Here is a 12635-nt window from a genome sequence, read left to right as displayed (position 1 = left end):
AGTCGGTGACTCTCCGTCAGCGGGCGTGGCTGACCGCCGCCAGAAGGCGACCTTCCTCGTACTCCAGCGCGGTCGCGGGCAGCGCGCCCTCGCTGCCGCTGAGAAGCACGGTGACAGCGGAGTCGGCGGGAGCCTCGGGGTCCGGGAGCTCGCCGATCCTGCGCAGCGCCTGGGCGGCGACCGCCCCGGCGGAGCCGTGCAGGGCGAGTGGGGGGAGGCCGGGCTGCTGGACGGCGGCGCGGATCCGCTCGGCGACCAGCTCGTAATGGGTGCAGCCCAGGACGACGGCCCTTACATCCGCGGGGGTGTGCGCCGCGGCCGCGGCGATCGCGGCGTCGATGGCCGCCTGATCCGCGTGCTCCACGGCGTCGGCCAGCCCGGGGCAGGCCACTTCGGTGACGGTCACTCCGTCCGCGAATTCGCTGATGAGGCCTCGCTGATAGGGGCTGCCGGTCGTGGCGGGCGTGGCCCAGATCGCGACGGGTCCGCCGCCCGCCGCGGCCGGCTTGATCGCCGGGACGGTGCCGATGACGGGCACCTCCGGCTCCAGGCGGGCACGCAGAGCGGGCAGGGCGCGCACGGAGGCGGTGTTGCAGGCGACGATCAGCGCGTCCGGCCGGTGCTGCGCGGCGGCCTCGGCGACCGCGAGGGCGCGCGCGGTGACGTCCTCCGGCGTGCGCGGCCCCCACGGCATGCTGCCGGGGTCCGAGGAGAGCACGAGATCGGCGTCGGGCCGCAGTCGACGTACCGCGGCGGCAGCGGCGAGCAGTCCGATTCCGGAGTCCATGAGCGCGATCTTCACCCGGTCACCTTAGACGATCCGCCTCAACGGGCGGCTGCGGTGGGGCAAACTGCGGCGGGTGAGCGCCGTTGTGTGGACCGCTGTGGGATCACTGGCCGCGTGGCTGTGGCTGCTGCTCGGCCAGGGCTTTTTCTGGCGTACGGATGTACGACTGCCCCCGCGCCGGGAGCCGGACGACTGGCCGTCCGTCTGTGTCGTCGTACCGGCGCGGGACGAGGCCGCCGTGCTGCCCGCGAGCCTGCCGTCGCTCCTGGCGCAGGACTATCCGGGGCGGGCCGAGGTCTTCCTGGTCGACGACGGCAGCTCGGACGGCACCGGGGAACTCGCTCGTGAGCTCGCCGGCACGCACGGCGGGCTGCCGCTCACCGTCGACTCGCCCGGGGAGCCGCCCGCGGGCTGGACCGGCAAGCTCTGGGCCGTGCGCCACGGCATCGGCCTGGCACGCGCGCGTGCACCCGAATATCTGCTGCTGACGGACGCGGACATCGCCCACGCCCCCGACAGCCTGCGGGAGTTGGTGACGGCGGCGCGCACCGGTGGCTTCGACCTCGTCTCGCAGATGGCCCGGCTGCGCGTGGAGAGCGTGTGGGAGCGGCTCGTCGTGCCCGCCTTCGTCTACTTCTTCGCCCAGCTCTATCCCTTCCGCCGGATCGCGGTGAAGGGCTCGCGGACGGCTGCCGCGGCGGGCGGATGCGTCCTGCTGCGTGCGGACGCCGCCGAGCGGGCGCGGATTCCGGACGCGATCCGGCATGCCGTCATCGACGACGTGGCACTGGCCCGGGCGGTCAAGCACGGCGGGGGCCACATCTGGCTGGGGCTCGCCGAGGGGGTCGACAGCGTGCGGCCGTATCCGCGGCTGCACGACCTGTGGCGGATGGTCTCGCGCAGCGCGTACGCCCAGCTGCGGCACAACCCGCTGCTGCTCGCCGGAACAGTCGTCGGCCTTGCCGTGGTCTACCTGGTGCCGCCGGTCGCTCTCGTCGTCGGCCTGGCCGCGGGCAACGCGTGGGCGGCGACGGCAGGAGGGCTCGCGTGGCTGCTGATGACGGCGACGTATCTGCCGATGCTCCGCTACTACCGGCAGCCCCTGTGGCTGGCTCCGCTGCTGCCGGTCACCGCGTTCTTGTACCTCCTGATGACGGTCGATTCCGCGGTGCAGCACTACAGGGGGCGCGGCGCGGCCTGGAAGGGCCGCACCTACGCACGCCCCGACACCGCCCTCGACGAGAGCTGAGCCCTCACTTCCTGCCGGGGGTCCAGTTCATGCCCCACCCGTAGGCGTAGTCGACGGTGCGCTGAGGACTCACTCCGCGCTCGGGGACCAGGTAGCGGGCCTCGCGCTGGACGACCAGGTCGCCCCCGTTGTTGGTGATGAGGGCGAGGGCGCAGACGGTCGAGGGCACCGTGCACTCGTCGAGCGAGAAGTCGACCGGCGCACCGTTCCGCGGCTGGAGGGTGACCGTGGCGTGCAGGTCGGCAAAGGAACGCGCTCCTTCGTAGATGGTCACGAAGATGAGGATGCGCCGGAAGCTCTGCTTGTGGTCGAGGTTGATCGACAGGTTCTCGCCACTGGCCACGGCGCCGGTGCGGTCGTCGCCGTCGAGATGGATGTACGGCGGCTGATGCAGCGCCCCGAAGGCGTTGCCGAGTGCCTGGACGACTCCCTTGCGGCCGTCGGACAGCTCGTACAGGGCGCACAGGTCGAGGTCGAGGTCCGCGTGCATCGCGACGGCCCGGCCCCGCTTGCTGCCCCACCCCGAGAACTGCTTGCGCACCTGCCAGTTGAGGTTCACCCGCATCGTGCCGGACGTGCCGCCCTGTTTGGTGAGCGAGACCGAGGGGGCTTCCTTGGTGAGCGTCACCTTGGACAGGCGGACCGGAGCCGCAGGCGCCGCGGGCGGCGGGGCTATCGGGGGCGGCGGCATGGTCACGGGGGGCGCGACCGGTGGCGGCATGGTCACCGGCGGAGCCACGGGCGGCGGACCCTGCACACGCGTGCCGGGCCCGGGCGGTACGGGGGCCGGTGGTGCCGCGTGCTGCGGCTCGTCCACGGTGATCCCGTAGTCCGTGGCGAGCCCTTCGAGTCCGGTGCTGTAGCCCTGCCCGACGGCGCGGAACTTCCAGGCGCCTTGGCGCCGGTAGAACTCGCCGAGCACGAAGGCGGTCTCGACTGTCGCGTCGGCGCTGTCGAAGCGCGCGACCTCCGTGCCGTGCTGTGCGTCGAGCACCCGGATGTACAGCCCGGGCACCTGCCCGAAGGTGCCGCCGTCGGCGGAGGCGGCCAGCACCACGGTCTCGATGGCGGGCTCCACGCGCGCGAGGTCGACGAGCAGCGCGTCCGTCACCTGACCCCCGGCGTCCCGCTTGCCCTCGTGCCGCACTGCCCCGGAGGAGTGCGCGGGCTGGTTGTAGAAGACGAAGTCGCCGTCCGAACGGACTTTTCCGGACACCAGCAACAGCGCGGAGGCATCCGCGTCGGGCACCCCCGGTCCTGAACGCCAGCCCAATTCGACGCGCAGTGCGGTCGTCGGCACGGGAACATTCGATCCCTTAGGCATTGACATGTACGCCCCCATCACGTGTCTCCGCGCCGGGCCGCGCCTCGGGCAGTCCACTGACTCCGTTCCCGCCAAACCTAATGCCCCGACCCACCGAACTCCCATGACCCGCACAGGAAGATCCGTGGTCAACCGCCGGTAACCCGTCAGGAACTCGGCCTTTACACGATCCGAGCGCCGTTTGGCGTCCTTTTTTGCCGAGTTCGCTCGCATTGGGGATCCCGCGTCACTGCCGACACGGAAAACAACCCTCTTATCGGTCTCCCCAACCAGCACATCGTGGGCTTAACTTATGTGCCATGACCTCCCCCCGCTCCACCTATGGCGGCGGTTACTACTCCGCGCCGTCCTTCTTCCCGGACACCCCGATCTACGACTCCCTCGTCGCCGAGCGGGGTACCCCCCAGATCGCTCCGATCCGGGTTCCCGCCGCCTACGACACGGGCAGCCATCTGCCCGCGCTCCCGTCGGCACTGCCCGCCCTGCCGGCCGGGCCCTCGCACCAGGCTCCGTCGTACGGCTACCCGCAGGCCCAGCAGCCCGCTCCGCTGCAGCAGGCACCCGCGCCGTACATCCCGCAGCAGGCGGGGGGACCGCGCGGATATCCGGGCGCCCAGCCGCAACAGCAGCAGCGACCCATGGCGACCGGCACGGGCTACGAGGCAATGCGCCCCGCGGCTCCCCGCCCCGCTCCGGCCCCCTACCAGGATCCGTACAACAGCCAGCAGTACCGCGGCTACTGACGTATTCGTGCCGGATTGTCGGTGCCTGCTGGCACCATGGCGGTCATGGGGAATGCGGAGCTGCACTCGATCCATGTCCATCCGGTCAAGGCGTTCCAGGGCCAGTCGCCCCGGGAGGCCGTCGTGGAGCCCTGGGGGCTGGCCGGAGACCGACGCTGGGTACTGATCGACGACGGGGGAAAGGTCGTCACGCAACGCCAGCAGCCGCCGCTGGCGCTGGCCGCCGCCGAGCTGCTGCCCGGCGGCGGCATCCGTCTGTCCGCGCAGGGGCGTGAGCCGGTGAGCGTTGCCGTGCCCGAGCCGAGCAGCACGACGACGGTGGACATCTTCGGCGAGAAGGTGGAAGCCGTCCTCGCCGACGCCGCCGCGCACGCCTGGTGCAGCGACTATCTGGGGGCCGATGTCCGTCTCGTCCACATGGACGATCCCGCTGCGCGCCGGCCCGTCGACCCGGACTTCGCGCGCCCGGGCGAGACGGTCAGCTTCGCCGACGGCTATCCGCTGCTCGTCACCACACTCGCCTCGCTGAAGGCCCTCAACTCCTTGATCGCACAAGGCGATCACGCCCATGAGGGTCCACTCCCGATGAACCGCTTCCGGCCGAACGCGGTCGTGTCCGGCACGGCCGCCTGGGCCGAGGACGACTGGTCGCGGATCGCCATAGGCGAAGTCACCTTCCGCGTCGCCAAGATGTGCGGCCGATGCGTCGTGACCACCACCGACCAGACAACCGCCGAGCGCGGCAGAGAGCCCCTGCGCACCCTCGGACGCCACCGCCGCTTCGGCGGCCAGCTGGTCTTCGGGCAGAACCTGGTGCCCGAGTCCCCCGGCACGGTGCGCGTCGGCGATCCGGTCACGGTCCTCGAATAGCCCGCGCGATCAAGCCCGCCAATCGGCCCGCGGGGAGGGAACCAGGGCCCTGGGCACGATCGTTGAGACTGTGTGAGAAGTTCATGAGAGGCCCATGGGAGGGGTGATTTCGCTCTCTCTTCCCCGGGCTCTCGCGTGAACGGCTCCGCTGCGGGTTATCACGGACGCGGAAGGGGGTGCGGGACGGTGCGAGCGATCAGCGGACTCTGGCGCTGGCGGCACAATCCGCTGCGCCGCACGACCGATCTCGTCGAGGCCTGGCTGGCTCTCGCGGCCATCCTGCTCATCCTCGTCGCCGCGCCCCTCATCGGTGCCGCCGTCGGAGCCTCGGCCCAGGACGCCCTGCAGCAGTCCGTGCGCGACCAGCGTCAGGCCCGCCACGAAGTGGCGGCCACCGTGGTCAAAAAGCTCTCCCGCAGCCCGCTGGAGCCCGACCCCGAGACCTCGTCGGCACGCGACGCCCACAGCCGCGTGCAGGCCGACTGGACGGCGCCGGACGGCACCGTGCGTCATGGCACGGTGATAGCCGCGCTCAAGTCCCCCCATCCCGGGGACCACTTCACGATCTGGACCGACCTGCACGGCCGAATAGTCGGCCGCCCGCTGGACAGCGCCACCGCGACGACGCACGCCGTGCTGGCCGGGTTCGGCGCGGCCCTGATGGCCGCGGGACTCGTCGAGGGCGGCAGGCGGCTGATCGTCTGGCGCATGATCCGTCGGCGGTACGCCCGTTGGGACCAGGCATGGGACAAGGCGGGCCCCGACTGGGGCAAGGCCGGCACCGGCAGCTGACGGCCTTCCCGCTCCGGTCAACCCCGCGTCTCCGCGCACGCTACGGTGGACCGGCCGAACTGTTCGGCACGTCGTGAGAGGCTGTCCTTGATCCCGACGGGCTTTCAGCAAGGCCTCACAAGACCCGCGTACGACGAGGTGGGGGCACAACAGCGCCATGGCACAGGGCACGGTCCAGGTGACGCACACCGGCACCTCGCGGTGGCGGCGCCGCACGGGAGAGTACGCATCGCTGGCCGCCGCACTGGAGGCCGCGGCAGACGGCGATGTACTCACCGTCGCTCCCGGCACCTACCGGGAGAACCTGGTGGTGCAGCGCGCGGTGACGCTGCGCGGCCCCGAGGGCTCCCCCGGCTCCGTGCGCATCGCGCCGGTGGACGGGGTGCCGCTGACCGTGCGCGCCTCCGCCGTGGTCCAGGACCTGCACGTGGAGGGCCAGGACTCGGCGGCGCCCGCGCTGCTCGTCGAGGAGGGCACTCCGGAGCTCCTGGACGTGCGGATCGTCACGCGGTCCGCGGCCGGGATCGAGGTGCGCGGCGGCGCCCGTCCGACCGTGCGCCGCTGTACGGTCGACAATCCGGCGGGGATCGGTATCGCCGTACTGGACGGCGGCGGTGGGGTGTTCGAGGAGTGCGAGGTCGTCGCGGCCGGTCAGTCCGGCGTCGCGGTCCGCGGGGGCGCCCATCCGCGCCTGGAGCGCTGCCGGGTGCACCACACCTCCGGTGCGGGCCTGTCCGCGACCGGTGAGAACTCCTCGCTGGAGGCGGTCGGCTGCGAGGTGTACGAGGTCAAGGGTTCCGGGGTGCAGATCACCGGGCGGGCCACGGCTCATCTCACCGACTGCGATGTGCACCGCACGACCGCGGACGGCGTCACCCTCGACACCGACGCGGTGCTCACGCTCGCCGACTGCCGCCTCCACGACATCCCGGAGAACGCGGTCGATCTGCGCTCGCGCTCGGTTCTCACGCTGACGCGCACGAGCGTGCGGCAGTTCGGGCGCAACGGTCTGTCGGTCTGGGACCCGGGCACGCGTGTGGACGCCAACCAGTGCGAGATCTTCGACAGCACCGGCGACTACCCCGCGGTGTGGGTCAGCGACGGCGCGACCGCGGTCCTCGACTCCTGCCGGGTGCACGACGTGCCGGACGCCCTGTTCGTCCTCGACCGCGGCTCGCGTGCGGATGTCGTCGACAGCGACCTCTCGCAGGTGCGCAACACCGCCGTCTCGGTCAGCGACGGCGCCACCGCGCAGCTGGACGACTGCCGTATCCGGGACGCCGCGACCGGCGCCTGGTTCCGTGACCATGGCAGCGGCGGCACCCTGTCCGGCTGCACCGTGGACGGCACCCAGACCGGCGTGATCGTCACCAAGGGCGCCGATCCCACCATCGAGCGCTGCACGGTCACCTCACCCGCCGAGGCGGGCTTCTATGTGTCGGCGGGTGGCCGGGGCAGCTTCCTCAACTGCCGGGTGACCGACAGCGGGGGCTACGGCTTCCATGTGATCGACGGCTGCCGCGCGACGCTGAAGAAGTGCCGTACGGAGCGGTGTGCGCGCGGGGGCTACGAGTTCGCCGACGGCGCCGCGCAAGGCGCGGGCGGTGGCCCGGTCGTCGAGGACTGCACCAGCGACGAGAGCGCCGGACTGCGACCGCCGGCGCACGAGACCGCCGTACAGACGTCGAGCCCGTCGGCGAGCCTGCTGGGCGCGATCCCCGGGCAGCGCACCACCGAGCAGGAGCCCCTCGTAGCCGCCGTGCCGCCCGCGCAGCCGGCGCGCACGTCGAAGGCCGTCCTCGGTGAACTCGACGCGCTGGTGGGCCTGGAGAGCGTCAAGCGCGAGGTGCGGGCCCTCACCGACATGATCGAGGTGGGCCGGCGGCGACAGCAGGCGGGCCTCAAAGCGGCCTCCGTCCGCCGCCATCTGGTCTTCACGGGCTCCCCCGGCACCGGCAAGACCACGGTCGCCCGGCTGTACGGCGAGATCCTTGCCTCGCTGGGCGTGCTGGAGAAGGGCCATCTCGTCGAGGTGTCCCGAGTGGACCTGGTCGGCGAGCACATCGGCTCCACGGCGATCCGTACGCAGGAGGCCTTCGACCGGGCGCGTGGCGGTGTGCTGTTCATCGACGAGGCGTACGCGCTGTCGCCGGAGGACTCGGGCCGCGACTTCGGGCGCGAGGCCATCGACACGCTGGTGAAGCTGATGGAGGACCACCGGGAGGCGGTGGTGGTGATCGTCGCGGGGTACACGGTCGAGATGGAGCGGTTCCTTTCGGTCAACCCCGGTGTGGCGTCCCGCTTCTCACGGACCATCACCTTCAGCGACTACGTCCCCGAGGAGCTGCTGCGGATCGTGGAGCAGCAGGCCGAGGAGCACGAGTACCGGCTGGCCCCGGGCGCGGCCGAGGCGCTGCTGAAGTACTTCACGGCCATCCCGAAGGGACCCGCGTTCGGCAATGGCCGCACCGCGCGGCAGACCTTCGAGGCGATGGTGGAGCGGCACGCGGGGCGGGTCGCCCAGCTGGACGAGCCGAGCACCGACGACCTCACGCTGCTCTATGCGGAGGACCTGCCGGAGCTGCCCTGAGGCGCACCGGCGCCAGCCGCCCTGAGGCCCGCCGCCTTCAGCCCGCCCCGAGGGCCGCCGTCGTCAGCTGCCCTGGGGCAGGCCGTCGTCGTCCTGTGCGCGCGGGGCCGGGACGTCCGGCCTCAGTCGTGCCAGCAGCCGTTCCCGCTCTTCGGCGAAGGCCGGATCCGCCTGGTAGTCGGAGTGTCCGAGGATGGGCGCGGGCAGTGGGTGCCGCTCGGTACGTCCGTAGGCGAGCGGGTCCTTCAGGGGCTCGCGGTCGACCTGGGGGCCGCAGTCGCCGGGCAGCCGGACGGGCCCGCCGATGGGGTCGGTCAGGCGGTGCAGATTGCGCCAGCAGGCGACCTCGCGGTGCAGCGAGGTGAGGGCGGCCGGACCGAAGTGGGCCGGGAACCAGCGCCCGTACAGGCGCTCCAGGGGTGAGCCATAGGTGAGCAGCGCAACGCGTTTGCGGACCGACGGCCTCAGCTGCCAGGCCGCGGCGGCCGCCAGCACGCTGCCCTGGGAGTGCCCGGAGAGCACGAGCCGTCCGCCGGTGGCGCGGATCCAGGTGGCCATGCGCCAGGTCAGGTCGGGCACGGCGCGCTCGGCGTAGCAGGGGGGTGCGAAGGGGTGGGCGGCGCGCGGCCAGAACGTGCCGACGTCCCAGAGGATGCCGATGGTGCGGCGGGCGGCGGGGTCCTTGTAGGCGCGGCGGCCCCAGGTGACGAACAGTATGAAGCCTAAGCCGATCAGCCAGGACCCGAGCGCCTGCGCTGTCTCGGCGGCGCCCTGGACGAAGGCGTACGCCCCCTGCGCGGCCTCGCCCGGCGGGTCCTCCGTCGCCAGGGCCCCGGCCAGGGCACCGGCGCCCAGGAGCAGCGTCACGGACGAGATGATGCCGATCATGAGGGGCGCCCGGTCGGTGAGGGCGGCCATCGCGCGCGTGGACGCGATGCGGCGCGTACGGGCGGCGTCCTTGGGCTCTCCCTTGTAGTCGAGCCCCACGCTGCCCATCTCCCGGCTCCGCAGCTGCCAGGTGCGCCGGGCCAGCCAGCCGATGAGGCCCAGCACCACGACGAGCAGCGGGGGGATCACGGAGGCCTGCCAGGTCAGCAGCACGGGCGGGCCGGGGATCGAGTCCCGGGTGCCGTCCAGCCAGTCGGCCACGCGCTGGGACACCCCTCCGGACATCACGCCGCCCAGCGCACAGGCCAGCATCGCGACGGCGGGACCCGCGAGACCGCGCATCGCCGTGCGCGCGTCGGGCCGGGTGCGGTACAGGAGGTGGGCCACCACGCCGAGCACGATGACCAGCAGCCCCTGTACGAGGGCGATGCCTCCGAACGTCATATCGCCGGGCAGTCGCCCCGCCGAATGCCAGCCCGGCCGCGACCACCCGGCGTACACCAGGGTCAGGGTGAGCAGGACGATCGAGCCGACGGGCAGCCAGCGCACGAGGGTCTGGTCCAGTTCCTGGTCCAGCCGGTTCTCGCTGCGGCCGCGGCGGCAGACCACCCACAGCACAACGCCCGCGCCCACCGCGAGCGTTGCGTCCAGGAGCCACCCCAGCGTGTCGAGCACGACGGGGCCACCGGACGCACGGTCGTGGCGGGCCGCGGAGGTGCCGACCGCCGCGGCGACCGTCAGGAAGCCCGCGGCGGTGTGCGCGGCACGCAGCCGGGCCACCAGCCGGCGCCCGTACCAGAACCCGGGCCGGCCGAGCCCGGTGCGGCTGGCCTCCTCGTCGGGCTCAGCCTCGCGGGACATCGGCTGCTGCGACTCGTACGCGCTCCAGGTGCGGTGGGACAGATACCACAGGAGGCCGGTCAGCGCGGCGGGCACCAGGCAGGCCAGGGCGAGGCGTCGGCCCGGCTGACTCCACCAGCCGCCGCCGGACACGTCCGGTGAGAGGAACCCCAGCCAGGAGTGCTCCTGGGCGCACGCGCGCGTGCCCGCGCACTGCCAGGCGGTCAGGTCGAGGGCGACCTCGCAGGCGGCGGCGACCAGCAGCACCGTGAGGGTGAGTCCGGCGAGGCGGACGAGCAGACCGTACAGGCGGACCGTCCGTTTCCGGCCGCGGGCGGTGGGGCGCATCCAGTGAGCGAGGTTGACGACCATGAAGGGCAGCAGTAACAGCCACAGGGCGCGGGCGCCGTTGCCCGAGGTGAGGTTGCACCACACATAGGCCTCGTGCACCGGTCTGCCGCGGTAGTCGTCAGGACGCCGCTCCGCATCGGCGTCGTCGACGCGCCGGTAGACCGCAGCCGTCGTGTCGCCGGTGATCCGGACCGTGCGTGGATCGTTCAGCATCTCCTCCGGCGTCGTGCCACCGACACCGTGGACCAGGAGTTCAAGGGCGGTTTCGGCCGCTTCGGGCCGCTGTGCGGGGCTGCCGAGCTCCCCCGTCGAGGCATTTTCCCGTGCACGTCCCACTGTTTTGCACTTCCCCCGTGCCGCGTGTTGCGTGTGTCATGTGCAGGAACAAGGATCTCCACTCCGAGAGGTGCGCACACCTGTAGTCACGGAATCTCCCCGATACGTGTGACAGTGACGGCACGGGAGGGGCCGGTGACCGTGCCGGCAGTGGCGCGACTGTCGGTGACCCGTGCAAGGATGGGTCGTCCTCCAGACCTCGGACAAGGAGAATGTCCACGTGGGAGTGGGTGCGGACGGAGTGTCGGGCAGTCAGTGGCGAAAGGACCGGAGCGGCCGTGAGTGAGAATCAGAACCTCCTCGCGGAGCAGCGCCGCGCCTTGATCCTGGACGAGGTGCGCCGCCGCGGTGGCGTCCGTGTGAACGAACTGACCCGGAAGCTCGGCGTCTCCGACATGACGGTCCGCCGCGACCTCGACGCCCTCGCCCGTCAGGGCGTCGTGGAGAAGGTGCACGGCGGCGCGGTGCCGGTGGCCGAGGCGAGTACGCACGAGCCGGGCTTCGAGGCCAAGTCGGGTCTGGAGCTGACCGCCAAGGAGGACATCGCGCGCGCCGCCGCCGAGTTGGTCGCTCCGGGCTCGGCGATCGCGCTCTCGGGCGGTACGACGACGTACGCGCTGGCCCATCAGCTCCTGGACGTCCCGGACCTGACCGTGGTGACCAACTCGGTACGCGTGGCGGACGTGTTCCACTCCGCGCAGCGCACCTCGGGTCAGCGGCAGGGCGCCGCCACAGTCGTCCTGACCGGCGGGGTGCGCACGCCGTCCGACTCCCTCGTCGGGCCCGTGGCCGATCAGGCCATCGCGGCGCTCCACTTCGATGTGCTGTTCCTCGGCGTGCACGGGATATCGGTCGAGGCGGGGCTGTCGACGCCGAACCTGGCGGAGGCCGAGACCAACCGGCGGCTCGTGCAGTCCGCACGGCGTGTCATCGTCGTCGCCGACCACACCAAGTGGGGCACGGTGGGCCTGAGTTCGTTCGCCGCGCTCGAACAGGTCGACACGCTGGTCACCGACGCCGGGCTGCCGGCCGAGGCACGCGCGGAGATCGCGGAACACCTGAGGCGCCTGGTGGTGGCCGGTGAACCCGGAGACGATACAGACATCTGACGGTCCGCCAGCTATGGTGACGCTGCCCGTGCCGCAGGTGACACCGCTCGCGGCGCCTGTGACGGTGCCCGCGCGCCACCCGCGGAGCGGGCGCGCCCACGTCATCGCCCGCTGCCGCCCGGGGCTCCGTTCCCGCTAGGGGGTTTTGTCCATGGCACGCCGTCTGCGTCCGGTGGGACCCGAGTTCGTCGAGACCGCTCCGCTGCGCCTGGTGTTCGCACGAGAGGTGGCCGCCTCCCCGGAGGCGGTCTTCCACGCGCTCGCCGAGGACGTGCCCGGCTGGAGCGAGTGGTTCTCGGCCGTGACGCTCGCCCGGCCGACCCAGGACGGCGCCGGGCGCGAGGTCCGGCTCCTGGGCGGCACGCGTTTCGAGGAGACGGTCCTCGCGTCCAGGGCCCCCGAGCTGTACGCGTACCGGGTCGACGTCACGAACGCGCCCGGGGCCCGTGCCCTGGTCGAGGAGTGGCGCCTCACGCCCGACGGGACCGGCACCCGGGTGCAGTGGACCTTCGCCGCCGACGGGACCGCCCTCTTCCGCGGGACCCTCAAGGTGGGCCGGGCAGGTATGGGCCGCGCCTTCCGCCACGCGGTGAGTGCGCTGGACCGGCGACTGGCTTCGACGCCCGCCTGAATGCGGCCGGGCGCGACACCCGCTTGAATGCGCTCGGACGCGACACCCGCCTGCATGCGGCCGGATGCGACACCCCCCTGACGTCGGCCGGATGCGACGTCCGCCTGCATGCGGCCGGGCGCGAC

At 72.3% G+C, this 12635-nt stretch carries 10 protein-coding genes; 7 read left to right on the top strand and 3 right to left on the bottom strand.

Annotation, left to right across the window (positions count from 1 at the left end; translation table 11 throughout):
- Positions 1 to 16 precede the first annotated feature (16 nt).
- Positions 17 to 802, bottom strand: coding sequence for a glutamate racemase (locus ACFY0T_RS40775; protein ID WP_388883061.1), 786 nt, complete (start codon positions 800 to 802; stop codon positions 17 to 19).
- Positions 803 to 860: 58 nt separating this feature from the next.
- On the opposite strand from ACFY0T_RS40775, the gene ACFY0T_RS40770 reads away from it, so the two are divergent.
- Complete coding sequence (locus tag ACFY0T_RS40770; protein ID WP_388883059.1) at positions 861 to 2036, top strand: glycosyltransferase; 1176 nt, start codon at positions 861 to 863, stop codon at positions 2034 to 2036.
- Positions 2037 to 2040: 4 nt separating this feature from the next.
- On the opposite strand, the gene ACFY0T_RS40765 is transcribed toward ACFY0T_RS40770, so the two are convergent.
- A complete protein-coding gene (locus ACFY0T_RS40765; protein ID WP_388883057.1) occupies positions 2041 to 3360 on the bottom strand; it encodes a TerD family protein in 1320 nt (439 codons plus the stop codon).
- A gap of 299 nt (positions 3361 to 3659) precedes the next feature.
- On the opposite strand from ACFY0T_RS40765, the gene ACFY0T_RS40760 reads away from it, so the two are divergent.
- The 4 genes from ACFY0T_RS40760 to ACFY0T_RS40745 all read left to right on the top strand — a co-directional run bounded on the left by ACFY0T_RS40760 (position 3660) and on the right by ACFY0T_RS40745 (position 8355).
- On the top strand, positions 3660 to 4103 hold the full coding sequence (locus tag ACFY0T_RS40760) for a DUF6643 family protein (RefSeq protein ID WP_388883056.1): 444 nt from the start codon (positions 3660 to 3662) through the stop codon (positions 4101 to 4103).
- Positions 4104 to 4148: 45 nt separating this feature from the next.
- Entirely contained in the window at positions 4149 to 4973 is an 825-nt protein-coding gene (locus ACFY0T_RS40755) for an MOSC domain-containing protein (RefSeq protein WP_388883054.1), read from the top strand.
- 186 nt (positions 4974 to 5159) lie between these two features.
- On the top strand, positions 5160 to 5765 hold the full coding sequence (locus tag ACFY0T_RS40750; protein ID WP_388883052.1) for a hypothetical protein: 606 nt from the start codon (positions 5160 to 5162) through the stop codon (positions 5763 to 5765).
- 157 nt (positions 5766 to 5922) lie between these two features.
- Positions 5923 to 8355 (top strand): right-handed parallel beta-helix repeat-containing protein, encoded by a 2433-nt coding sequence (locus ACFY0T_RS40745; protein ID WP_388883050.1) that lies wholly within the window; start codon positions 5923 to 5925, stop codon positions 8353 to 8355.
- Positions 8356 to 8418: 63 nt separating this feature from the next.
- Here ACFY0T_RS40745 and ACFY0T_RS40740 read toward each other — a convergent pair whose 3' ends face one another.
- On the bottom strand, positions 8419 to 10770 hold the full coding sequence (locus ACFY0T_RS40740) for a hypothetical protein (protein WP_388883048.1): 2352 nt from the start codon (positions 10768 to 10770) through the stop codon (positions 8419 to 8421).
- A 278-nt stretch (positions 10771 to 11048) separates the two neighbouring features.
- Between ACFY0T_RS40740 and ACFY0T_RS40735 the strand changes: the two genes are divergently transcribed.
- Both ACFY0T_RS40735 and ACFY0T_RS40730 read left to right on the top strand, forming a co-directional pair.
- Entirely contained in the window at positions 11049 to 11879 is an 831-nt protein-coding gene (locus tag ACFY0T_RS40735; RefSeq protein ID WP_388883046.1) for a DeoR/GlpR family DNA-binding transcription regulator, read from the top strand.
- A 151-nt stretch (positions 11880 to 12030) separates the two neighbouring features.
- Positions 12031 to 12510, top strand: coding sequence for an SRPBCC family protein (locus ACFY0T_RS40730; RefSeq protein WP_388883044.1), 480 nt, complete (start codon positions 12031 to 12033; stop codon positions 12508 to 12510).
- The last annotated feature ends 125 nt before the right edge of the window (positions 12511 to 12635 follow it).

This window comes from Streptomyces sp. NPDC001530 (genome assembly GCF_042894545.1).
Classification (GTDB): Bacteria; Actinomycetota; Actinomycetes; order Streptomycetales; family Streptomycetaceae; genus Streptomyces.
Note: the sequence above shows the minus strand (reverse complement) of the source record. Positions and strands in the feature narration are given on the sequence as shown.